This window comes from Comamonas faecalis (genome assembly GCF_039538025.1).
Lineage (GTDB): Bacteria > Pseudomonadota > Gammaproteobacteria > Burkholderiales > Burkholderiaceae_C > Comamonas_C > Comamonas_C faecalis.
The window spans coordinates 1-20200 of the sequence record NZ_BAABBP010000015.1 but is presented as its reverse complement, the minus strand read 5'-3'; the positions used below and the strand labels follow the sequence as shown (position 1 = coordinate 20200).

The following is a 20200-nucleotide window of genomic DNA, read 5'->3' as shown; positions in this document are numbered from 1 at the left end:
TGGGAGGGTGGCTGGGTGCCGTACGGCCCTGAAGACAGGGGGCCTGGCGAGCCGGTGATCGGGAACCGTTTGCAGAACAGGGTTTGCAGCGGCGATCAGGGGAAGATTATGACAGCAAAAACGCGTTGTGCCCGATGGGCGCCGACCGCCTGAGCGGCGGCCGGAAGGGAGAGGAGGGGAATCAGGCCAGTTGCTGGTCGATGAAGGCCGTAAGCTGGGCCTTGCTCATTGCGCCGACCTTGGTAGCTGCGAGCTCGCCGTTCTTGAACAGCATCAGCGTGGGAATGCCGCGGATGCCGAACTTGGCCGGGATGGCACGGTTGTCGTCCACGTTCATCTTGGCGACCGTGAGCTTGCCCTGATAGGTGTTGGCAACTTCGTCGAGCACGGGTGCAATCATCTTGCACGGGCCGCACCACTCGGCCCAATAGTCCACCAGCACCGGCGTGCTGGCCTTGAGCACGTCGGTTTCAAAGCTGGCGTCGGAGAGTTGCTTGATCAGGTCGCTGGCCATTGGGAATCCTTGCGTAGGGCAAAACATCGAAAAAGATGACTTTCATTGTGACAGAAACCAATGCCCTGCCATTGAGTGGGCGTGCCGGCGCATGCCATGTCGGGGTGCCCGGCGAGGGCTGCAAAGCTGGCATGATGCGCCGCCATGCACAACGCCGACCCCACCCCCGAGAGTTCCCAGATCCTGCACTGCGATGCCGCGGTCATTGGCGCTGGCCCCGCGGGCCTGATGGCCGCCGAGGTCCTGGCAGCCGAGGGCGCGGCCGTCCACGTGTTCGACGCGATGGCGTCGGCCGGACGCAAGTTCCTGCTGGCGGGCAAGGGCGGGCTGAACTTGACGCATGCCGAGCCGCCGCCGGCGTTTGCCGCGCGCTACGGCGCGCGCAGTACGCAGATTGAACCGCTGCTGCAGCAGTTTGGCGCGCAGCAATTGCGTGACTGGGCGCATGCGCTGGGTGTCGAGACTTTTGTCGGCAGCTCCGGGCGGGTGTTCCCCATTGACATGAAGGCCGCGCCGCTGCTGCGCGCCTGGCTGCAGCGCCTGCGCCAGCAGGGCGTGCAGTTCCACATGCGCCACCGCTGGCAGGGCTGGGCGCAGGGCGGCGCGCTGCGGTTTTCCACACCATCCGCCGCGCTGCAGGTGCGGGCCAGGGCGGTGGTGCTGGCGCTGGGCGGTGCCAGTTGGCCGCAACTCGGATCGGATGGTGCATGGGCGCCGTTGCTGGCAGAGTGTGGCGTGGACGTGGTACCGCTGCAGCCGGCCAACTGTGGTTTTGACACAGTCCGCCCTGATGGTGCAGCCGGCTGGACGCCGCTGTTTGCGGAGCGCTTTGCCGGACAGCCGTTCAAGTCGGTGGCGGTGCGTTTCGAGGATCACCAGGGGCGGAGCTTTGCGCGCAAGGGGGAGTTCGTCGCCACGGCCACCGGCGTCGAGGGCAGTCTGGTCTACGCGTTTGCCAACCTGTTGCGCGATGAAATCTCCGCGCGCGGGCAGGCCACGTTCTGGCTCGACCTGCTGCCGAACCACGATGCCGAGCGCGTAGCAGCCGAGGTACTGCGCCCGCGTGGCTCGCGCAGCCTGTCGAGCCATCTGAAGGGGCGGCTGGGGCTGGACGGCATCAAGGCGGCGGTGCTGTTCGAGCAGTTGGGGCGGGACGGCATGCACGACGGCGCGGCGCTGGCGCGGGCCATCAAGGCGTTGCCGGTTACCGTGGTGGCGCCCAGGCCGGTTGCCGAGGCGATCAGCACGGCTGGCGGCGTGGCCTGGGATGTGTTGGACGCACATGCCATGCTCAAGGCACTGCCGGGTGTTTTCTGCGCAGGCGAGATGCTGGACTGGGAAGCGCCTACCGGCGGCTACTTGCTGACCGCCTGCTGCGCCCAGGGGCGCGCCGCGGGGCAGGGGGCGCTGCGCTGGCTGGCGCAGCAGCAGTCAACACGCTGATGAGGCTGCGCGGAGCGCCAGCCTGCAATGAATCGGGCAAAACAAAGACCACCGGCGCTGGCGCCGGTGGTCTTTGTGAATACAGACCGAAGAGCGGCGCGCCGATCAGCAGCGGCGGGCGGGGCTGCGCTTGCGATCGCGTTCGTCTTCGGGCCAGGCGTTCAGGGTCGTGGTGGTTTGCATGGTGATCAACTCCTTGTGTGCCTGTTCAACGCGGCCCGAAGACCAAGCGTTGACACGGTACTGGCGATCAATTGCAACAGGGTTTGTGCTTAGGTGAGCATTGGTTGGGCGCTTTGCTTGCCGCGCCCCGCTTATCGATCCGTCAGTCCATCAATCCACCAGCGGCGCCTCCAGCGCCTGCAGCTGCTCGGACAGATCCAGCCAGCGCTCCTCATCGTGCTGCAGCGCGTCGCCCACGGCTTTCAGGCGTTTGCCGGCCTCGGCGATCTCGGCGGGCGCCAGCGTCAGCGCCAGGCGCTCCTGCAGCTCGGACTGCTCCTGGGTGAGCGTGTCCATGCGTTGCTCCAGCTGTGCCAGCTCCTTCTTGAGTGGGCGGGTTTTCTCCGCCATGGCCTGGCGCGCCTGGGCTGCCAGGCGCCGTGCCTCGCGCGGGTCGGCGCTGGGCGTGGCCGTTACAGCGCTGGCGGGGGGCTGCTCCTGCAGGCGCGCGGCCTCGCGCAGGCGGCGCGACTCCTCCAGCAGATAGCGCTGGTAGTCGTCCAGACTGCCGTCGAAGCTGCCGACCTGACCGCGGCCCACGAGCCAGAAGTCATCGCAGACGGCGCGCAGCAGGTGACGGTCGTGGCTGACCAGCAGCACGGTGCCGTCGAAGTCGCTCAGCGCCATGGCCAGCGCTTCGCGGGTGGGCAGATCCAGGTGGTTGGTGGGCTCGTCGAGCAGCAGCAGGTTGGGGCGCTGCCAGACGATCATGGCCAGCACGAGCCGCGCCTTTTCCCCGCCGCTCATGCTGCCCACGGTCTGCTTGACCATGTCGCCGCTGAAGTTGAAGCCGCCCAACCAGTTGCGCAAGTCCTGCTCGCGGCTGGCGGCCGGGGCGTCGGTGCCCAGGTCGCGCGCCAGGCGCGTCATGTGCTGCAGCGGGTCTTCGTCAGGGCGCAGCACGTCCAGCTCCTGCTGGGCAAAGTAGCCGATGCGCAGGCCCTTGCCTTCGGTGATGCGTCCGGCCAGCGGCGCGAGTTCGTGGGCAATCGTCTTGACCAGCGTCGACTTGCCCTGGCCGTTGGCGCCCAGAATGCCGATGCGCTGGCCGGCCATCACCGTGCGGTTGACGTCGGCGACGATGGTTGTGCTTTGGCCGGCCTCGTTGCGGTAGCCAAACGCAGCGTCGGAGAGCGCCAGCATGGGGTTGGGCAGATTGGCTGGCTCCTGGAAGGCGAAGGTGAAGTCGCTGGCCGCCAGCACCGGCGCGATTTTCTCCATGCGCTCAATCTGCTTGACGCGGCTTTGCGCCTGGCGCGCCTTGGTGGCCTTGGCCTTGAAGCGGTCTATGAAGCTTTGCAGATGGGCGATTTTTTCCTGCTGGCGCTCGAACGATGCCTGCTGCAGCACCAGTTGCTGGGCGTGCAGCTCTTCGAATTGGCTGTAGTTGCCGCCGTAGCGCGTCAGGCGCCCGTGTTCGATGTGCAGCGTGACCGCGGTGGTGGCGTCGAGGAACTCGCGGTCGTGGCTGATGATGATGAGCGTGCCGGCGTAGCGTTTGAGCCAGGCCTCCAGCCATACCAGCGCGTCCAGATCCAGGTGGTTGGTCGGCTCGTCCAGCAGCAGCAGGTCGGACGGGCACATCAGCGCGCGCGCCAGCTGCAGCCGCATGCGCCAGCCGCCCGAGAAGCTGTTGACCGGGTTGGCCAGCTGCTGCACGCCAAAGCCCAGCCCCAGGATCAGCGCCTGCGCACGCGCGCGCGCATCGTGGGCGCCGGCGTCGGCCAGGTCTGCGTGCAGCTGGGCAATGTGCATGCCGTCGCCCGAGGCCTCGGCCTGCGCCAGCGCCTGCTGCAGCTGCGCCAGGCGGCTGTCGCCGTCCAGCACGAAGTCGGTTGCCGGCTCGTCGGTCTCGGGCATGTGCTGGGCCACTTCGGCCATGCGCCAGTGCGCGGGCAGCAGGAATTCGCCGCCGTCTTCATGCAGGCGGCCGGCCAGCAGCGCGAACAGCGAGGACTTGCCGGCGCCGTTGCGCCCGACCAGGCCGACATGCTCGCCGGGGTTGATGGTGGTGCTCACGCCGTCCAGCACGACCTTGGTGCCGCGGCGCAGGGTGATGTTGCGTAGTTGAATCATGCGGGGCCGGATTATCCAGCCTGCCGCCATGCCCTTGCGGGCGCAGGCGCGCTGGCGGCGCGCCCGCAAACGAAAACGCCCGCCGGGCGGCGGGCGTTGTAAAAGTGCCAAGTCTGTCAGCCGGCGTGGAACTTGACCACCAGCGGCACGATGAGCAGGGCCACGATGTTGATGATCTTGATCAAGGGGTTCACCGCCGGGCCGGCGGTGTCCTTGTACGGGTCGCCCACGGTGTCGCCGGTCACGGCGGCCTTGTGCGCTTCGCTGCCCTTGCCGCCGTGGTGGCCGTCCTCGATGTATTTCTTGGCGTTGTCCCAGGCGCCGCCGCCGGTGCACATGGAAATCGCCACGAACAGGCCGGTGACGATGGTGCCCATCAGCATTCCGCCGAGCGCCTTGGGCCCGAGCACGATGCCGATGACGATGGGCACGACGACGGGCAGAAGGCTGGGGATGATCATCTCCTTGATCGCCGCGCCGGTCAGCATGCCGACGGCGCGCCCGTATTCGGGCTTGGCCGTGCCTTCCATGATGCCGGGGATCTCGGCGAACTGGCGGCGCACCTCGACCACCACGGCGCCCGCGGCGCGGCCCACGGCCTCCATCGCCATCGCGCCGAACAGGTAGGGAATCAGCCCGCCGATGAACAGGCCGACGATGACCATCGGATCGGAAAGATCGAAGCTGACCTTCTGGCCGAAGGCCTCCAGCTTGTGCGTGTAGTCGGCAAACAGCACGAGCGACGCCAGGCCGGCCGAGCCGATGGCGTAGCCCTTGGTCACTGCCTTGGTGGTGTTGCCCACGGCGTCCAGCGGGTCGGTGATGTCGCGCACGCTGCTGGGCAGCTCGGCCATCTCGGCGATGCCGCCGGCGTTGTCGGTGATCGGGCCGTAGGCATCGAGCGCCACCACGATGCCGGCCATGCTCAGCATCGACATCGCGGCGATCGCCACGCCGTACAGGCCGGCCAGCGTGTAGGAGACGATGATGGCGAGGCAGACAAAAATGACCGGCCAGGCTGTCGAGCGCATCGAGACACCCAGGCCAGCGATGATGTTGGTGCCGTGGCCGGTGGTCGACGCCTGGGCGATGTGCTGCACCGGCGAATACTGCGTGCCGGTGTAGAACTCGGTGATCCATACCAGCGCGGCCGTGAGCACCAGGCCGGTGGCGCAGGCGCCGAACAACCGCCCCTGCGCGCCGGCGCCGCCCAGCGCGTTGTCGGGGATCAGCCAGGCGGTGACGAACCAGAAGGCCGCCAGCGACAGCACGCCGGCGATGGCCAGGCCCTTGTAGAGCGCGGGCATGACGTTCTTCATGTCGGGCCGCGCCTTGACGAAGAAGCAGCCGATGATGGAGGCGACGATGGACACCGCCCCCAGTGCCAGCGGATAGGCGACCGCGGCCGTTGGCGCGGCACCCACCAGCAGCGCGCCCAGCACCATGGTGGCGATCAGCGTGACGGCGTAGGTCTCGAACAGGTCGGCCGCCATGCCGGCGCAGTCGCCGACGTTGTCGCCCACGTTGTCGGCGATCACCGCGGGGTTGCGCGGGTCGTCCTCGGGGATGCCTGCCTCCACCTTGCCCACCAGGTCGGCGCCCACATCGGCGCCCTTGGTGAAGATGCCGCCGCCCAGCCGCGCGAAGATGGAGATCAGCGACGAGCCGAAAGCGAAGCCGATCAGTGGGTTGAGCGTGGCCGACAGCGCGGCGCCCGCGCCCGCCTGGCCGAGCAGGAACCAGGCGAAGCCGGCCACGCCCAGCAGTCCCAGGCCGACCACCAGCATGCCGGTGATCGCCCCGCCGCGGAACGCGACGTCGAGCGCCGGCCCCATGCCTTGCGTGGCCGCCTGGGCGGTGCGCACGTTGGCGCGCACCGAGACGTTCATGCCGATGAAGCCGCAGGCGCCCGAGAGCACCGCGCCGACGACGAAGCCGGCGGCCGTCAGAGCGTCAAGGAAGATGCCGATCAGCACCGCCAGGATGATGCCGACGAGGGAGATGGTCTTGTACTGCTTGGCCAGGTAGGCAGCCGCGCCCTGCTGGATGGCGCCGGCGATCTCCTGCATGCGGGCGTTGCCCGCGTCCTTGGCCAGAATCCAGCTGCGTGCCCAGATGCCGTAGGCCACGGCGATCAGTCCACAGATGAGAGCCAGTATCAGAGGGGTGCCCAGTTCCGTCGTTGCGGTCATTCCTTCGTCTCCGTTGTGTGTGCACAGATGGGAAGCACAACGCGTTGAAAGTGCTTCCACCGCGTTGCTTCCTCGCTCCTGTGTCGCTGGAGACGATTGGCCAACGCTGTCACTGTAATACCCGCTTGCAAGCTTGCAGCAAGGGGTAAACGCCTAAAATGCCGCACCGTACTTGCCGGGCGCGCGCCTGTACGCCGCCTGGCAGCGTGCGCTCCTGCTCTTTTTTTTCTTCAATCCTCCCTCGCTCACCATGTCCCTGAACCATGTCAGCCCCGGCAGCAAGCTGCCCGAGTCCTTCAACGTCGTCGTGGAAATCCCGGCCGAATCCGATCCCATCAAGTACGAGGTGGACAAGGAGTCGGGTGCCGTGTTCGTCGACCGCTTCCTGACGGTGGCGATGTACTACCCCTGCAACTACGGCTACGTGCCCCAGACGCTGTCGGGCGACGGCGATCCGGTGGACGTGCTGGTCATCACGCCGTACCCGCTGCTGCCGGGCGCGGTCGTTCCCTGCCGTGCGCTGGGCATCCTGAAGATGGAAGACGAGGCCGGCGTGGACGGCAAGGTGCTGGCCGTTCCCACGACCAAGGTACTCAAGATGTATGAGAACTGGACCAGCGTGGAAGACGTGAACCCGATGCGCCTGAAGGCGATCAGCCATTTTTTCGAGCACTACAAGGACCTGGAGGCCGGCAAGTGGGTCAAGGTGCTGGGCTGGGAAGGCCTGGAGTCCGCGCACCAGGAAATCATGGACGGCGTGGCCAACTACAAGAACGCGCAGCAGGGCTGAAGCAGGCGGCTCTGTGGGGCGCGGCAGCGCGCCCGGGTCAGAAAACAGGCCATGCGCAATGCATGGCCTGTTTTCGTATGGGTGGCGCGAGCGGCTGTCAGGCGACGTGGCGCAGAAAGTCCTTCAGGCGCTGCGACGGCGGCTGGCTCAGCAGCTGCCCGGGGTTGCCGTCGGCGGCGATGCGCCCGCCATCCATGAACAGCAGGCGGCTGCCGACCTTGCGGGCAAACTCCATTTCGTGCGTGACGACGACCATGGTCATGCCGGTCTCGGCCACGTCCTGCATGACCTTAAGCACCTCGTGGCGCAGCTCGGGGTCGAGCGCCGACGTTGGTTCGTCGAACAGCATCAGCTTGGGCTTGATGGCCAGCGCGCGGGCGATGGCCACGCGCTGCTGCTGCCCGCCCGAGAGCTGGCCGGGGTAGTGGTTCTCGCGCTCGGCCAGGCCCACGCGCGCCAGCAGCGCACGCGCCTGCTCGCGCGCCTGTGCCCTGGACGTGCCGCGCGTGTGCAGCGGGCCGAACATCACGTTCTCCAGCGCGGTGAGCTGCGGGAACAGGTTGAACTGCTGGAACACCATGCCGGCCTCGCGGCGCAGCAGGCGTACCTGCGCGGGCTTGCTGCGCACGCTCAGCCCGTTGACGATGATGTCGCCGCCCTGGATGGTCTCCAGCGCGTTGATGCAGCGCAGCAGCGTGGATTTGCCCGAGCCCGAGGGGCCGACGACGACGACGACCTCGCCGGTGTCGATCTGCAGGCTGATGCCGTCGAGCACCGTGTTGTCGCCAAAGCGTTTGGTGACGTTCTTGAATTCGACGATGCTCATACCATGCGCGTCCTGTGTTCGATGACCTTGAGCGCCAGCGCGATGCAGCCCGTCATGACCAGGTAGATGACGGCCACCGTGCCCCAGATCTCGACCGCGCGGAAGTTGGTGGCAATGATCTCCTGGCCCTGGCGCGTCAGCTCGGACACGCCGATGACGATGAACAGCGACGAGTCCTTCAGGCTGATGATGCACTGGTTGCCCATGGTCGGAATCATGCGGCGCAGCGCCACCGGGCCGATGATGAAGGCCATGATCTTGTGAAACGGCAGGCCCATGGCCTGGCCCGCCTCGTACAGCCCCTTGGGAACGGACAGCAGGCCGGCGCGCACGATCTCGGCGATGTAGGCGCCCGAGTTGATCATCAGCGTGACGACGGCGGCGGTGAGGCCGTCGATGCGCAGGTTCACCATCAGCGGCAGCGCAAAGTAGATGAACATGACCTGCACGACGATGGGCGTGCCGCGCACCAGCAGGATGAAAACCTGCGCGGCCATCGAAAGACAGCGTGCGATCCACTGCGGGTGGCGCCACAGCAGCGCAACTGCCGCCGCAGCCAGCGCCAGTGCGGCGACCCAGTCCGGAACGGCGCCGAGCAGTGGCGTGCCGAAGTTCAGAAACGCGACCAGCGCGATCAGCGCCAGTGCAAACCATGCGCCATTGCGCCGGTTGACCGGGACTTCGATGTAGGTGACGACGATGCCGCACAGCCCGCCGATCAGCACGCCGCCGAGCAGGCCCATCGCGGTGATTTTCAGCGTCATCCAGGAGCCGGCCATCAGGTCGGGCCAGGCGGCCCAGATGGAAGACCAATCGAAATTCATGGTGCTGCTACCTTGCCAGGTGTGAAAAAACCGCCTCTTGCAACGCGATGTTCAAAGAGGCGGCGGCGAAGGTGAGGGAGGATTTAATCAGGCTTCTTGCCGAACCAGGTCTCATACAGCTTGTCGTAGCTGCCGTTGGCCTTGAGCTCTTGCAGCGCCTTGTTCACCACCGGCACCAGATCGCTGCCTTTGGAGAACGCAATGCCGTAGAAGTCGCCGCTCTTGAGCGAGGCCACCACCTTGACCTTGCCGTTGCCAGCGGTCTTGGCGTAGTACTGCACGTTGGGCGTGTCGTGCACCACGGCGTCCACGCGGCCCGTGGCCAGTTCCAGGAAGGCGTTGTCGATGTTGGGGAACAGCTTGAGCTTGGCGCTGGGCACGTTGGCCTTCATGTAGTCCACCGACGCGGTGCCGGTCTTGACCGCGACGGTCTTGCCCTCCAGATCCTTGGCGGTCTTGATCGCGCTGCCCTCGGGCACCAGGATGGCCAGGCCCGACTCGTAATAGGGCTCGGAGAAGTCGACCACCTTGGCGCGATCCTCGCGGATCGTGATGCCGGCCAGCGCCACGTCGATGCTGCGCGTCTGCAGGCCGGGGATGATGCCGTTGAAGTCCATCGGCTGCAGCTTGTACGTGAGATTGGCCTGCTTGGCGATCGCTTCCCACAGCTGGATGTCGAAACCGGTGTACTTGCCGTCCTGCTTGAATTCGAACGGAACGAAGGCGGTGTCGGTGGCGACGACCAGCGTCTTGTCCGCCGCCTGCGCCATGGGCATGGCCAGCGTGATGGCCAGGCCGAGCGCGGCGGCCTTGATGGCGTGGGTGAACTTCATGAATGTCTCCTTGGTGTAAAGCCTGTGGCCCGGATTCGCAGGGCTGTGCCCCGCGGTGGAGGGCGCGTCGGAAAGTATACGGTGGTGCCGTGAGCCCGGTGATCGTGGCCGTCGGCGCCGATCCAAGGCCGTACATCTCTTGCGGCGCAGGTGATTTGTCAAAAATAGTAACAATACTTGCGGTATGCTGGCGCCATGTTCGTCTGTCACGGCCGGCCCTCTGTTTTTTAAATTTCCCCTGTCTGTCTGCAAGGAAAAACCATGTTGTCTGCAACCGCACAGCGCCCCAGCGCCACCGCCGCAACCGGCGCCAGCTCGGAGTACCTGACCTTTCGCCTGGGCCAGGAGGAATACGGCATCGACATCCTGCGCGTGCAGGAGATCCGCTCCTATGAACAGCCCACGCGCATGGCGCATGCGCCTGATTTCGTCAAGGGCGTGATCGACCTGCGCGGCGTCATCGTGCCCATCGTCGACCTGCGCTTGAAGTTGCAGTGCGCGTCGGCCGACTACACCGACTTCACCGTCGTCATCATCCTGAACGTGGGCGGCACGGTGCTGGGCGCCGTCGTCGACGCCGTGGCCGACGTTGTCGCGCTGCCCGAGGACGCGATCAAGCCGGCGCCGCAATTCCAGGGACAGGTCGACGCCTCATTCGTGCGCGGCATCGCCACGACGGGCGAGCGCATGCTGATCGTGGTCGACATCGAATCCTTGCTGAGCAGCACGGAGATGGGCATGGTCAAGGCTGCTGCACACGCCTGACTGGGGCACGGGCGGGGCATCACGATACCGGGGCGATGGTCAGGGTACTTGCCTGAACGGGCTGTGCGCCTGCAGCAGCTGCAGGTAGCTCTCCACCTGTGGGGTTTCGCGCTCCAGGTAGTCGTGCACCGCATGCGCAAAAGCGGGATGGGCCAGCCAGTGCGCGCTGTGTGCGGCCACGGGCAGGAGCGCGCGCGCCAGCTTGTGCTCGCCCTGGGCACCGCCCTCGAAGCGGGCCACGCCTCGGGCGATGCACCAGGCGATGGGCTGGTAGTAGCAGGCCTCGAAGTGCAGGCAGTCGACACGCTCCAGAGCACCCCAGTAGCGGCCATAGGCCATGGCAGGCGCCTGGGCGTCGTCGGTGGCCACCAGGCTGCAGGCAATCGGGTGGCCCTGGCGCTCGGCCACGAACAGCACCCAGGCCTCGGGCATGTCGGCGGCCATGCGTGAGAAGAAGTCGCGCGTCAGATAGGGGCGGTTGCGGTGCTCCAGGTAGGTGCGCTCGTAGCAGGCGTAGAAGAAATCCCAGTCGGCGGGTTCGATTCCGCGGCCTTCCAAGGCGCGAAACCCGACGCCCGCCTGCGCCACCTTGCGCCGCTCCTGGCGGATCTTCTTGCGCTTGTCTTGCGACAGGCTGGCCAGGAAGTCGTCGAAGTCGTGAAACACCCGCCCGTGCTGCGGGTGGCGGTTGTGCCAATGGAATTGCACGGTCTCGCGCTGCATCCAGCCGAGCTGCCGGGCGGCCGCCAAGTCTTGCGGCGCGGCAAACAACAGGTGCAGCGACGACAGCTGGCGCTGCCCGGCCCAGTCCTGCAGCGCACGCAGCAGCGCGGTGCGGTCTGACGCATTGCGCGCCAGCAGCCGGGCGCCGGGCACTGGCGTGAAGGGCGAGGCGACGATGGCCTTGGGGTAGTAGTCCAGCCCGTGGCGGGCGTAGGCGTCGGCCCAGGCCCAATCGAACACGTATTCGCCATAGGAATGCGCCTTGAGGTGGGCGATGCAGGCGGCGGCCAGGTCGGGGCCGCGCCACAGGCTGATCACGTGGGGCTGCCAGCCGGTGGCCGGGCAGGCGCTGGCGCTGGTGTGCATGGCCGACAAGTAGGCGTGGCGCATGAAGGGGGTGGCGCAGTCCTGCGCGGCAAGCAGGTCGTCCCAAGCGGCTGCCGGGATGTCTTGCAGGGTGTCGTGGTGGCGCAGCGTCATTGCGCTGCAGGTGGCCTCGGTCATGGCGGCCATCATCGCGGCAAATGCGCGGCCGGGTGCGCTGAGCGGGTTTTGGCGAGGCAGGCGCCGCGCCGGTGCGGCCAAGGGATAATGCAAAACTTGGTTTTCACCCCGGCTTCCCCTTCCCCTATGTCTTTTTCGATTGGCGTCGCCCAGTTCAACGCGGTCGTGGGCGATCTGCAGGGCAATGCCCAAAAAATCATTGCGATGGCCGAGCAGGCCCATGCGGCCGATGCCAGTGTGCTGCTGACGCCCGAATTGGCGCTGTGCGGCTACGCGCCGCAGGATCTGCTGCTGCGCCCGGCGTTCATTGCCGCGGCCGAGGACGCGCTGCGCGACATTTTCGAGGCCAGCCGGCGCTGGCCCGCGCTGACGCTGGTCGTCGGTCATGCGCAGGTGCTGGCCCAGGGCGGGCTGGTGAATGCAGCGTCGGTGATCCGCAACGGCGAGCTGCTGCTGCGCCAGGCCAAGCAGGTGCTGGTGCAGCAGGGCGTGCTGGACGAGGCGCGCTACTTCAGCGCCGGTACCACGCCCTGCGTGTTCGAGCAGCAGGGACTGCGCGTGGGCGTGCTGATCGGCGCCGAGGCGCGCTTGAGCGGCCCGGTGCAGCAGGTGATGGACGCCGGCGCCCAGGTGCTGCTGGTGCTGGACGCTTCGCCCTTCCACCTGGAGCAGGCGGGCGAGTGGCAACAGTGCCTGGCGGCGCTGGCGTGCAAGAGCGCCGCGGCCGTCGTCAGCGCGCACGCGGTGGGCGGCCAGGACGACATGGTGTTTGCCGGCCAGTCGCTGGCACTCGATGCCCAGGGCGGCGTGGCGATGCGCGCGCCGCTGTGCCGCGAGCAGCTGGCGCGGGTGCGGCTGTCGGACGCCGGCGCGCCCGAAGCGGGCGAGGTGGCGCCGCAGCCCGGCTGGCAGGAGGCGCTGTGGCATGTGCTGGTGCTGGCCGTGCGCGACTATGTGAACAAGACGGGTTTTCCGGGCGTGTGCCTGGGCCTGTCGGGCGGCATGGATTCGGCGCTGGTGCTGGCACTTGCGGTCGACGCGCTGGGTGCCGACCGCGTGCGTACGGTGATGATGCCCTCACCGTATACGGCCGACATCAGCCTGGAGGACGCACGCGAGATGGTGCGCCGCCTGGGCGTGCGCTACGACGAGATCGCCATCGAAGGGCCGTTTGCCGCCTTCAACGCGGCGCTGGCGCCGCTGTTCGCCGGCCTACCCGAGGATACGACCGAGGAAAACCTTCAGGCGCGCGTGCGCGGCACGCTGCTGATGGCGCTGTCCAACAAGACCGGCGCCGTCGTGCTCACCACCAGCAACAAGAGCGAGTCCGCCACCGGCTACGGCACGCTGTACGGCGACATGGCCGGGGGTTTTGCGCTCATCAAGGACGTGACCAAGACGCGCGTCTACGCGCTGGCGCGCTGGCGCAATGCGCACGACCCTTACGGCACGGGCGCGGGCCCCATCCCCGAGCGCATCATCACCCGCGCGCCCAGCGCCGAGCTGCGCCCGGACCAGACCGACCAGGACAGCCTGCCGCCCTACGACGTGCTCGATGCGCTGATCGAACGCTATGTGGAGCAGGATGCGTCGATCGCGGCGCTGCTGGATGAGGGCTTTGCCGCCGCCGACGTCGAACGTGTGACGCGCCTGATCCAGGTCAACGAGTACAAGCGCCGCCAGGGGCCGCTGGGCCCGGGCGTGACGCGCCGCAGCCTGGGGCGCGACTGGCGCTACCCGGTGGTCAACCGCTTTCGCGCCTGATGGGCACGGCGCACTACTGGATTTGTTTTGTTTTTTGGAGCCAACAGCATGCACATGATCACTGCCGTCATCAAACCCTTCAAGCTCGAAGAGGTACGCGAGGCGCTGGCTGAATGCGGCGTGACCGGATTGACCGCGACCGAGGTCAAGGGGTTCGGCCGCCAGAAGGGGCACACCGAGCTGTACCGCGGCGCGGAGTACGTCGTCGACTTCCTGCCCAAGGTCAAGATCGAGGTGGTGGTGCGCAGCGAAGACGTGGATCGCTGCGTGGACGCCATCGTCGCCACGGCGCGTACAGGCAAGATCGGCGACGGCAAGATCTTCGTCACCCCGGTCGAGCGCGTGGTGCGCATCCGCACCGGCGATCTGGACGAAGCGGCGGTTTGAGGCGGCGTCAGCCGCGCGTTGCCTTCAGATCACGTCGCGTAGCGCACGCGGTGCGGCGCTGGTGCCTGCGTCCTGCACCAGGCGGGTGAGCAGCGGCTCGACCTGGCTGTCGACGTGCACCAGATCCATTTGCCATGCGCCCATGAAGTCCTGCTGCACCGCGTGTTCCAGAAAAGCCAGCAGATGGCGGTAATAGCCATCCATGTCCAGCACGCCGACCGGCTTGTCGTGGTAGCCCAGCTGGCGCCAGGTCCAGACCTCGAACAGCTCCTCCAGGGTACCGATGCCGCCGGGCAGCGCCACGAAGGCGTCGCTGCGCTCGGCCATCAGCGCCTTGCGCTCGTGCATGGTCTGCACGATGTGCAGCTCGTCGCACTGGGGGTTGGCCAGCTCCTTGTCGACCAGCGCCTGTGGGATCACGCCGACGACACGCCCGCCCGCCTTGCGCGTGGCCTCGGCCACCTCGCCCATCAGGCCGCTGCGCCCGCCGCCGTAGACCAACTGGCCGCCGTGGCGGCCGATCCACTGGCCGACGGCGCGTGCCGTCTCGACAAACAGGGGGGAGTTGCCCGGGCGCGACCCCAGATAGACGCACAGGGAGAAAGCAGGTTCAGGCATGGATGGCATGGTGGTAGAGAGCAGACAGCCAGATGCCGCCAGTCAGCAACACGCTCAGCAGCACGGCGGCGCTGCCCATGTCCTTGGCGCGCTTGGACAGATCGTGCCACTCGGGGCCGATGCGGTCGATGGCGGCCTCGATGGCGGAATTGAGCAGTTCGACGATGAGCACCAGCACCACGCTGGCGCACAGCAGCGCCACTTGCACCCAGTCACGGCCCAGCCACAGCGCTGCGGGAAGCAGCACGACGGCCAGGCAGGCTTCGGTGCGAAAGGCCTTCTCGCCCCATGCAGCGCGCAGACCCTGCAGCGAATAACCGGTGGCATGCCACAGGCGCGCCAGGCCACGGCGCTGCTTCTGTCGCTGGTGCTCTGGAGTGGAGGAGGTGGGTGGCATGGACGGAGAAAGGACGTTCAGGCTTTTGGGCGTCCGTCGACCAGCCGCGTTCCGGCCCAGGCGTCGTGCCAGAACTGCCGCTGCGGGTGCAGGCGGCTCAGGTTGGCCCACACCACGATCCAGAGCAACAGCGCCGCCAGCGTGCTGATGGGCGGCACGCCCAGCGCATAGGTCAGCGTCAGCGGCGGCAGAAACCACAGCCAGCTGAGCAGGTAGCGCAGCGCGGCGCGCGCCTGCGTCAGCGGCCGGCCCTGCGCGTCGACGACGCGGATATGCCAGGTTTTTTGCGCCAGCGTCTGGCCGCGCGACCAGAACCAGCCAAAGTAGATGCCAACCACCACGAACAGATATGCCATGCGCAGGTGGCGCAGCATCAGCGCGTGGCGCGACTGGCTCAGTGCGTCGAACAGGTAGTCGGCGATGAAGACCAGGCCAAACAACAAGATGCCCTCATACAGCCAGCAGGCCATGCGCCGCCACAGTGCGGGGGCGGTCAGGTCGGTGTCTGGCTGGGCACTGGGCATGGAGGGCGGGGTGGTGGGCACAGGCATGCGGCTTGGGATTGAAACATGCACTGCTTCAGGGAACCAGGTGCGGCTGCGCCTCGGGCTCGGGCTCGGGCTCGGGTTCGGCCCGCGGTGCATCCGTGGGTTCGGGCGAGGTGGGTGCTTCCGAAGGGGTGTCATCGGCCAGGGCGGGCAGTGGTGCGGCGCTGGCCGAGGGGGTGGCGATGGGGGTTGTTTCTATCACAACCGCGGGGCGCGGCGGCAGGATCTCGGCGGCTGGCGGCGGAGTGGTGTCGGCAACGGTTTCTGGCTTTGGCGCGCTGCGGCGCGCGGGAATGCGCACGAATTTCTTGGACGGGATGGGTCTCACCGCCGTGGCCGCGCCGCGCGGACGGACGCTGGCCTTGGCTGCCAGGCGCTTCTTCTCTTCGTCGCTCAGCGTCTGATAGGCCTCCCATTGCGCACGCAGGTCTTCGCGCGACAGGCGATTGGTCACGGCGTAGTTCAGCCGTGCCTGGCTGCGCTGCTGGGCGCTGAGCTTGGCCCAGGCTGCCATGTGGCTTTGCATGCGCTCCTGCTCGGGCGCAGGCAGGGCCTGAAACCCCTGGGCCAGTTGCAGCCATTGGCGTTTTTGCGCCTCGCTCAGGTGCGGCCATTGGTCGGCCAGGGGCTGCAACGCCTGTTGCTGCGCCGCCTTCAGCTCACCCCAAGGCAACTCGCTGCTGGCCGGGGCGCCGTAGGGAATGGCGTGGGTCTGGTAGCGGCCCGCCATGGCCTGCGCCGGTATCGGCACGCTGGGCGCGAGCCGGGCGTAACCCACCAGCCAGATGCCGGCGACAGACAGCGCGATCAGCAGCGCCAGCGCTATGGCAGCGGTCAGGGTGGTGCGGGGACTGGGTGCGCGGCTTGGGGCCGGTGTGTCATGCATGCGTGGCGGGTGCGCTTACTGGCTCAGGCGGGTGGTTTCGAGGTATTGGAGAAAACCCGGATCGGCATAGGCCGCGGGGGGAAGTTCGTCGGTCAGCAGCGCAGTGTCGACCTCGGCAAATTCCAGGGCGGTTTTCTGCTTCTGGTCGATGCCGATGGCGATCAGCCCCATGACCAGCGCCACCAGCGGAATGGCCGACACCAGCGCGCGCCACCAAGTGCCGCCTTCGCTGCCCCAGCCCAGCTGGGCCACGGGCGCGTGCGACAGCTGCGCGGTTGCGCCTTGCAGGTTTTGTACCGGTTGCACCTGCGGACGCTTTCGCTGCGCCACCGCCTGCATGCGGGCCACGCGCAGGCGCTCGCTGATGTCGTGGGGCAGGTCGTCGCTGGCATGCGTCAGGCGGGCGGCCAGGCGGCGCGCATAGGCGTCCATGGCCTGGGTAGCCTGTGCATCGGGTTGCAGCACGGGGCTCATAGCGTGATTCCTTTGGATTTCAGTGCCTTGCTCAAGGTCTGGATGGCGCGAAAGCAGTGGGTTTTGACGCTGCCTTCGGAGCAGCCCATGGCCGCGGCGGTCTGCGCCACGTCCATCTCCTCCCAATAACGCATCAAAAACGCCTCGCGTTGACGGGCGGGCAGCGCCTGGATTTCCTGCTCGATGCACAGCAGCGTCTGGGCGCGGCCCAGCTGGGTTTCGCCGCTTTCCTCGGCCTGCATGCCCTGCGGGTCGGCCCAGGCCTGCAGAAAGTCGTAATCCTCGCCGTCGCCAACCGCGCTCTCCAGGTCGCTCATCGTGGAAAACAGGGCATTGCGGGTCTTCTGGCGTCGAAACCAGTCCAGCGTGCAGTTGGACAGGATGCGCTGGAACAGCGGCGCCAGTTCCTGCACCGGCTTGTCGCCGTAGTGCTGCGCCAGCTTGAGCATGCTGTCCTGCACGATGTCCAGGGCCGCCTCTTCGTCACGCACGTGATAGACCGCGCGCTTGAAGGCACGCTTTTCCACGCTTTTCAGAAAGTCGGAAAGCTCGTGTTCAGTGGCCAAGGATTGATACCGTGTACGGACGCATGCAAAAGCCACCGGAAGAAGATCGGGTGGCGTGGGGCGATTATCGCATTGCGCTTTGGGGCGGCGTGCATCGCGGCAAAGAGTGGCGTGCGGCCGGTCTGTGGACTGCATGCCCATGCGATGCGCGTCGCATGGAAATCACAGGCGTTACCTGGTGCCCGGGGTCGGACTCGAACCGACACGCCTTGCGGCGGGGGATTTTGAGATTGAATCCCGAGACTAGCATGAGACTACGCTGGAACCCGCAGAGCCTTGCTGCGCTTGGTTTTCCAAGAGGCTAGTCCCGTTTAGCCTTACGCCTAGACCAGACCGATTGCGGCAGACATTCCGATGCCGTGGCTCCTGGCTGGTTCCTGCGTTTGATCCTGAACTAGGAGGTGTCATGGCTAAGATCAAACTCACCAAATCCACTGTCGAGGCTGCCGAAATCACCGGCAAGGACTATGAACTACGGGACACATCTGTCCCCGGCTTCCTTTGTAAAGTCACGGCTCACGGTCGCAAGGTGTTCATGCTCCAGTACCGCACGAATTGGGGCGAGCGCCGCAAGCCGAAGATCGGCCAGTTCGGCGAGTTGACCATCGAGCAGGCACGGTCGATCGCCCAGGACTGGCTGGCCGACGTGCGCAAGGGCAACGACCCCAGCGCCGCCAAGCTGGCCGCGCGCATGGCCCCCACGGTCAGGGAGTTGTGCTGGCAATTCATCGAGGAATACTCCAAGCCGCGCAACAAGCCCAGGACGGTCGATTCCTACCAGGGCTACATCGACCGCCACATCCTGCCCGCTCTGGGCAAGCTCAAGGTGCCGGATGTAACGCGGGCGCACATCACTACGCTGATGAAGGACAAGGCGAAGATCGGCGTCATGGCCAATCGGGTTCTGGCTTGTCTGCGCAAGATGTTCAACATGGCCGAGGTGTGGGGCTACCGGCCTGACGGCTCCAATCCGTGCCGTCACGTTCCAAAGTACAGAGAGGACGGCGAGACACGGTACATCAACAACGAAGAACTGGGGCGACTCTATGCTTACCTCGACCGTGCGGATGCCCTAGGGCTGGAGCATCCGACCGTGACCCTGGCGGTTCGCCTGCAATTCGAGTTTTCCGCGCGGATGACCGAAATCCGCACTCTCGAATGGGCTTGGGTCGATTTCGAGAACCGCCGAGTCGTCTGGCCAGACAGCAAGACGGGCGATATGTCCAAGCCGATGAGCGAGGCGGCGTACCAGTTGCTGCGCAATGCGCCTCGCATCGACGACTCGCCTTACGTGTGCCCGGCCATCTTCGATGCCCAAAAGCCATTGCCCGACAGCACGTACTACAACGGCTGGAAGCGCATCCTGGGTCGCGCAGAGGTAGCGCATGTCGGGACGCACGGCATCCGCCATCGCGCGGCGACCGACATTGCCAACTCCGGTATTCCCATCAAGGTCGGCATGGCGCTGACGGCGCACAAGACCGTCACGCAGTTCATGGCGTATGTCCATGCAGAGGATGACCCGGTGCGGGCCGCTGCCGAGAAGGTGGCCACCCTGCGTCGGGGCGCCATCGACGGCCAGACCCAGGCTGCGCTGACCTCGGCGGCGCCCGCTTCAGTTCTGGCGGTCGCGGATGGCGAAAAAACCCGTACAAGCCAGGGCAACTATCGCCCGTATCGCCATCGCAAGAGTCCAACGCGCGCTGTGCCGCCCGGCACGAAGCGAGCCGGATCGCCGCCAACGAAGGCGCCGGAAACGGTCATTGCGTGAGCTGCGGGTGTCCGGCCTGTCGCCATACTGTTGCGATAGGTTGGGCATCCCGCCTCGCGGTTCCTTTGTCCCTTGACTTGATTTCGTCAGTAAACGAAAATACCATGTACCGCATCGAGCACTACCTGACAACCGACGAGCAGAAGGATGTCTACGACGATTGGCTGCGGCGCTTGCGCGATGCGCAGGCCAAGGTGGCGATCATCCGGCGCGTGACCCGCGTCGAGCGAGGCAACTTCGGCGATCACAAGTTTTGCCGCGATGGCGTGTGGGAACTGCGCATCGACGCCGGGCCGGGCTACCGGGTGTATTACGGCCTGGCAGGCCAGCAGTTGGTACTGCTGTTGTGCGGCGGCGATAAGCGCACGCAGGATGCGGACATAGCCCGGGCGGTGGCGTATTGGCAGGACTGGCAACGGAGAGGCGACGAATGAGAAGCAGACCCCATGACGAAGCGATGGCCGAACTGTTCCGCGACGATCCGGCGCTCGCGCTCGAAGTCATCAATGACATCCTGGCCGATGGCGACCAGGCCGAGCTGATGACCGTGCTACGCCAACTCGCGCAGGCCGTAGGCGGCGTGCAGGCGGTGGCAGAGCAGGCGCACCTGAATCCGACTCAGCTTTACCGCACACTGTCGCCCAAAGGCAATCCTGCACTCAGCAGCCTGTCAGCCATTCTCAAGGCAATGGGCTTGCGCTTGGCGGTGCAGCCGCTGGCCGCGCCGCCGTCCGCGCACGCGGCTTGATTCCCTGCGGGGGAGCGCCCGCCGATTCTCGTATTACGGGCTTCCATCGCTGACGCCTTTGGCTCAGCTCGTTGAACTGATCGGCTGCATGTGTTTCCGCGCGGCGTCTTGCTGGGGCAGCGCATTTCCTCTATTGCGACCACTGCGAAAAATTCGCGCTGCAACCCCCTGCTATTCCTAGGGCAGGGCATTCGTGACGAGAGGGCGTGTCCGAATTTTTGTGTAAACGGGTCGGACTTCAATTGACGGAGATGCGGTCTCCGAACTGAATGGTAAAGCGGGTCAGCGCGGCCTTCCAATCCCGGATGGGCATGGTCCACTTCTGGCTG

Annotated in this window: 21 protein-coding genes; 8 read left to right on the top strand and 13 right to left on the bottom strand. The window is 66.4% G+C overall.

The genetic code is table 11. The features are described from left to right. Positions 1–181: 181 nt before the first annotated feature. The gene (trxA, locus tag ABD767_RS09875; RefSeq protein WP_103045110.1) at positions 182–514 is read right to left on the bottom strand and encodes a thioredoxin TrxA; all 333 of its coding nucleotides are present in this window, start codon (positions 512–514) and stop codon (positions 182–184) included. 144 nt (positions 515–658) lie between these two features. Here trxA and ABD767_RS09870 point away from each other — a divergent pair, with 144 nt between their 5' ends. Next, complete coding sequence (locus ABD767_RS09870; protein ID WP_103045109.1) at positions 659–1957, top strand: TIGR03862 family flavoprotein; 1299 nt, start codon at positions 659–661, stop codon at positions 1955–1957. A gap of 333 nt (positions 1958–2290) precedes the next feature. On the opposite strand, the gene ABD767_RS09865 is transcribed toward ABD767_RS09870, so the two are convergent. After that, on the bottom strand, positions 2291–4255 hold the full coding sequence (locus tag ABD767_RS09865; protein ID WP_103045108.1) for an ATP-binding cassette domain-containing protein: 1965 nt from the start codon (positions 4253–4255) through the stop codon (positions 2291–2293). A gap of 116 nt (positions 4256–4371) precedes the next feature. Further along, positions 4372–6447 carry a sodium-translocating pyrophosphatase gene (locus tag ABD767_RS09860; RefSeq protein WP_103045107.1) on the bottom strand — a complete coding sequence of 692 codons (2076 nt, stop codon included), beginning with the start codon at positions 6445–6447 and terminating at the stop codon, positions 4372–4374. Between the two features lie 250 nt (positions 6448–6697). On the opposite strand from ABD767_RS09860, the gene ppa reads away from it, so the two are divergent. Then, a complete protein-coding gene (ppa, locus tag ABD767_RS09855; RefSeq protein WP_103045123.1) occupies positions 6698–7237 on the top strand; it encodes an inorganic diphosphatase in 540 nt (179 codons plus the stop codon). Between the two features lie 97 nt (positions 7238–7334). On the opposite strand, the gene glnQ is transcribed toward ppa, so the two are convergent. The 3 genes from glnQ to glnH form a co-directional block, all read right to left on the bottom strand. Then, positions 7335–8063, bottom strand: a complete 729-nt coding sequence (glnQ, locus tag ABD767_RS09850) for a glutamine ABC transporter ATP-binding protein GlnQ (RefSeq protein ID WP_103045106.1) — start codon at positions 8061–8063, stop codon at positions 7335–7337. Then, positions 8060–8887, bottom strand: coding sequence for an ABC transporter permease subunit (locus ABD767_RS09845; RefSeq protein ID WP_344869579.1), 828 nt, complete (start codon positions 8885–8887; stop codon positions 8060–8062). Before ABD767_RS09845 ends, glnQ begins: the two co-directional genes overlap by 4 nt. 83 nt (positions 8888–8970) lie before the next feature. Next, a complete protein-coding gene (gene glnH / locus ABD767_RS09840) occupies positions 8971–9720 on the bottom strand; it encodes a glutamine ABC transporter substrate-binding protein GlnH (protein ID WP_103045105.1) in 750 nt (249 codons plus the stop codon). Positions 9721–9981: 261 nt separating this feature from the next. On the opposite strand from glnH, the gene ABD767_RS09835 reads away from it, so the two are divergent. Further along, positions 9982–10485 carry a chemotaxis protein CheW gene (locus tag ABD767_RS09835; protein ID WP_103045104.1) on the top strand — a complete coding sequence of 168 codons (504 nt, stop codon included), beginning with the start codon at positions 9982–9984 and terminating at the stop codon, positions 10483–10485. A gap of 39 nt (positions 10486–10524) precedes the next feature. Here ABD767_RS09835 and ABD767_RS09830 read toward each other — a convergent pair whose 3' ends face one another. Further along, positions 10525–11721, bottom strand: a complete 1197-nt coding sequence (locus ABD767_RS09830; RefSeq protein WP_425549911.1) for a GNAT family N-acetyltransferase — start codon at positions 11719–11721, stop codon at positions 10525–10527. A 117-nt stretch (positions 11722–11838) separates the two neighbouring features. On the opposite strand from ABD767_RS09830, the gene ABD767_RS09825 reads away from it, so the two are divergent. Together ABD767_RS09825 and ABD767_RS09820 are read left to right on the top strand one after the other, a co-directional pair. Then, a complete protein-coding gene (locus tag ABD767_RS09825; RefSeq protein WP_344869574.1) occupies positions 11839–13476 on the top strand; it encodes an NAD+ synthase in 1638 nt (545 codons plus the stop codon). Between the two features lie 48 nt (positions 13477–13524). After that, entirely contained in the window at positions 13525–13863 is a 339-nt protein-coding gene (locus ABD767_RS09820) for a P-II family nitrogen regulator (protein ID WP_103045120.1), read from the top strand. 24 nt (positions 13864–13887) lie between these two features. Here the strand turns inward: ABD767_RS09820 and ABD767_RS09815 are convergent, their stop codons facing one another. From ABD767_RS09815 to ABD767_RS09790, 6 genes are read right to left on the bottom strand one after another with little or no spacing between them, the layout of a single operon-like run. Next, on the bottom strand, positions 13888–14481 hold the full coding sequence (locus ABD767_RS09815) for a TIGR00730 family Rossman fold protein (RefSeq protein WP_103045102.1): 594 nt from the start codon (positions 14479–14481) through the stop codon (positions 13888–13890). Beyond that, positions 14474–14878 (bottom strand): diacylglycerol kinase, encoded by a 405-nt coding sequence (locus ABD767_RS09810; RefSeq protein ID WP_344869572.1) that lies wholly within the window; start codon positions 14876–14878, stop codon positions 14474–14476. Before ABD767_RS09810 ends, ABD767_RS09815 begins: the two co-directional genes overlap by 8 nt. Positions 14879–14895: 17 nt before the next feature. Further along, on the bottom strand, positions 14896–15402 hold the full coding sequence (locus ABD767_RS09805; RefSeq protein ID WP_344869571.1) for an RDD family protein: 507 nt from the start codon (positions 15400–15402) through the stop codon (positions 14896–14898). A gap of 55 nt (positions 15403–15457) precedes the next feature. After that, the gene (locus tag ABD767_RS09800) at positions 15458–16312 is read right to left on the bottom strand and encodes a DUF3106 domain-containing protein (RefSeq protein WP_344869570.1); all 855 of its coding nucleotides are present in this window, start codon (positions 16310–16312) and stop codon (positions 15458–15460) included. Positions 16313–16327: 15 nt separating this feature from the next. Continuing rightward, on the bottom strand, positions 16328–16786 hold the full coding sequence (locus ABD767_RS09795) for a DUF3619 family protein (RefSeq protein ID WP_103045099.1): 459 nt from the start codon (positions 16784–16786) through the stop codon (positions 16328–16330). After that, on the bottom strand, positions 16783–17352 hold the full coding sequence (locus ABD767_RS09790; protein ID WP_103045098.1) for an RNA polymerase sigma factor: 570 nt from the start codon (positions 17350–17352) through the stop codon (positions 16783–16785). The genes ABD767_RS09795 and ABD767_RS09790 overlap by 4 nt, the downstream gene beginning before the upstream one ends. Before the next feature lie 406 nt (positions 17353–17758). Between ABD767_RS09790 and ABD767_RS09785 the strand changes: the two genes are divergently transcribed. From ABD767_RS09785 to ABD767_RS09775, 3 genes are all read left to right on the top strand, one after another. Continuing rightward, positions 17759–19123 carry a tyrosine-type recombinase/integrase gene (locus ABD767_RS09785; protein WP_344869566.1) on the top strand — a complete coding sequence of 455 codons (1365 nt, stop codon included), beginning with the start codon at positions 17759–17761 and terminating at the stop codon, positions 19121–19123. A gap of 104 nt (positions 19124–19227) precedes the next feature. Then, positions 19228–19557, top strand: coding sequence for a type II toxin-antitoxin system RelE/ParE family toxin (locus ABD767_RS09780; RefSeq protein ID WP_276808053.1), 330 nt, complete (start codon positions 19228–19230; stop codon positions 19555–19557). Continuing rightward, positions 19554–19871: a helix-turn-helix domain-containing transcriptional regulator gene (locus ABD767_RS09775; protein ID WP_276808054.1), complete on the top strand. Its 318-nt coding sequence runs from the start codon at positions 19554–19556 to the stop codon at positions 19869–19871. The genes ABD767_RS09780 and ABD767_RS09775 overlap by 4 nt, the downstream gene beginning before the upstream one ends. Positions 19872–20200 lie beyond the last annotated feature (329 nt).

Excerpts from the sequence above, each read along its gene's own strand:
- trxA (WP_103045110.1), bottom strand. The coding sequence starts at position 514 with ATGGCCAGCGACCTGATCAAGCAACTCTCCGACGCCAGCTTTGAAACC.
- ABD767_RS09870 (WP_103045109.1), top strand. The coding sequence starts at position 659 with ATGCACAACGCCGACCCCACCCCCGAGAGTTCCCAGATCCTGCACTGC.
- ABD767_RS09865 (WP_103045108.1), bottom strand. The coding sequence starts at position 4,255 with ATGATTCAACTACGCAACATCACCCTGCGCCGCGGCACCAAGGTCGTG.
- ABD767_RS09860 (WP_103045107.1), bottom strand. The coding sequence starts at position 6,447 with ATGACCGCAACGACGGAACTGGGCACCCCTCTGATACTGGCTCTCATC.
- ppa (WP_103045123.1), top strand. The coding sequence starts at position 6,698 with ATGTCCCTGAACCATGTCAGCCCCGGCAGCAAGCTGCCCGAGTCCTTC.
- glnQ (WP_103045106.1), bottom strand. The coding sequence starts at position 8,063 with ATGAGCATCGTCGAATTCAAGAACGTCACCAAACGCTTTGGCGACAAC.
- ABD767_RS09845 (WP_344869579.1), bottom strand. The coding sequence starts at position 8,887 with ATGAATTTCGATTGGTCTTCCATCTGGGCCGCCTGGCCCGACCTGATG.
- glnH (WP_103045105.1), bottom strand. The coding sequence starts at position 9,720 with ATGAAGTTCACCCACGCCATCAAGGCCGCCGCGCTCGGCCTGGCCATC.
- ABD767_RS09835 (WP_103045104.1), top strand. The coding sequence starts at position 9,982 with ATGTTGTCTGCAACCGCACAGCGCCCCAGCGCCACCGCCGCAACCGGC.
- ABD767_RS09830 (WP_425549911.1), bottom strand. The coding sequence starts at position 11,721 with ATGGCCGCCATGACCGAGGCCACCTGCAGCGCAATGACGCTGCGCCAC.
- ABD767_RS09825 (WP_344869574.1), top strand. The coding sequence starts at position 11,839 with ATGTCTTTTTCGATTGGCGTCGCCCAGTTCAACGCGGTCGTGGGCGAT.
- ABD767_RS09820 (WP_103045120.1), top strand. The coding sequence starts at position 13,525 with ATGCACATGATCACTGCCGTCATCAAACCCTTCAAGCTCGAAGAGGTA.
- ABD767_RS09815 (WP_103045102.1), bottom strand. The coding sequence starts at position 14,481 with ATGCCTGAACCTGCTTTCTCCCTGTGCGTCTATCTGGGGTCGCGCCCG.
- ABD767_RS09810 (WP_344869572.1), bottom strand. The coding sequence starts at position 14,878 with ATGCCACCCACCTCCTCCACTCCAGAGCACCAGCGACAGAAGCAGCGC.
- ABD767_RS09805 (WP_344869571.1), bottom strand. The coding sequence starts at position 15,402 with ATGCCCAGTGCCCAGCCAGACACCGACCTGACCGCCCCCGCACTGTGG.
- ABD767_RS09800 (WP_344869570.1), bottom strand. The coding sequence starts at position 16,312 with ATGCATGACACACCGGCCCCAAGCCGCGCACCCAGTCCCCGCACCACC.
- ABD767_RS09795 (WP_103045099.1), bottom strand. The coding sequence starts at position 16,786 with ATGAGCCCCGTGCTGCAACCCGATGCACAGGCTACCCAGGCCATGGAC.
- ABD767_RS09785 (WP_344869566.1), top strand. The coding sequence starts at position 17,759 with ATGGCTAAGATCAAACTCACCAAATCCACTGTCGAGGCTGCCGAAATC.
- ABD767_RS09780 (WP_276808053.1), top strand. The coding sequence starts at position 19,228 with ATGTACCGCATCGAGCACTACCTGACAACCGACGAGCAGAAGGATGTC.
- ABD767_RS09775 (WP_276808054.1), top strand. The coding sequence starts at position 19,554 with ATGAGAAGCAGACCCCATGACGAAGCGATGGCCGAACTGTTCCGCGAC.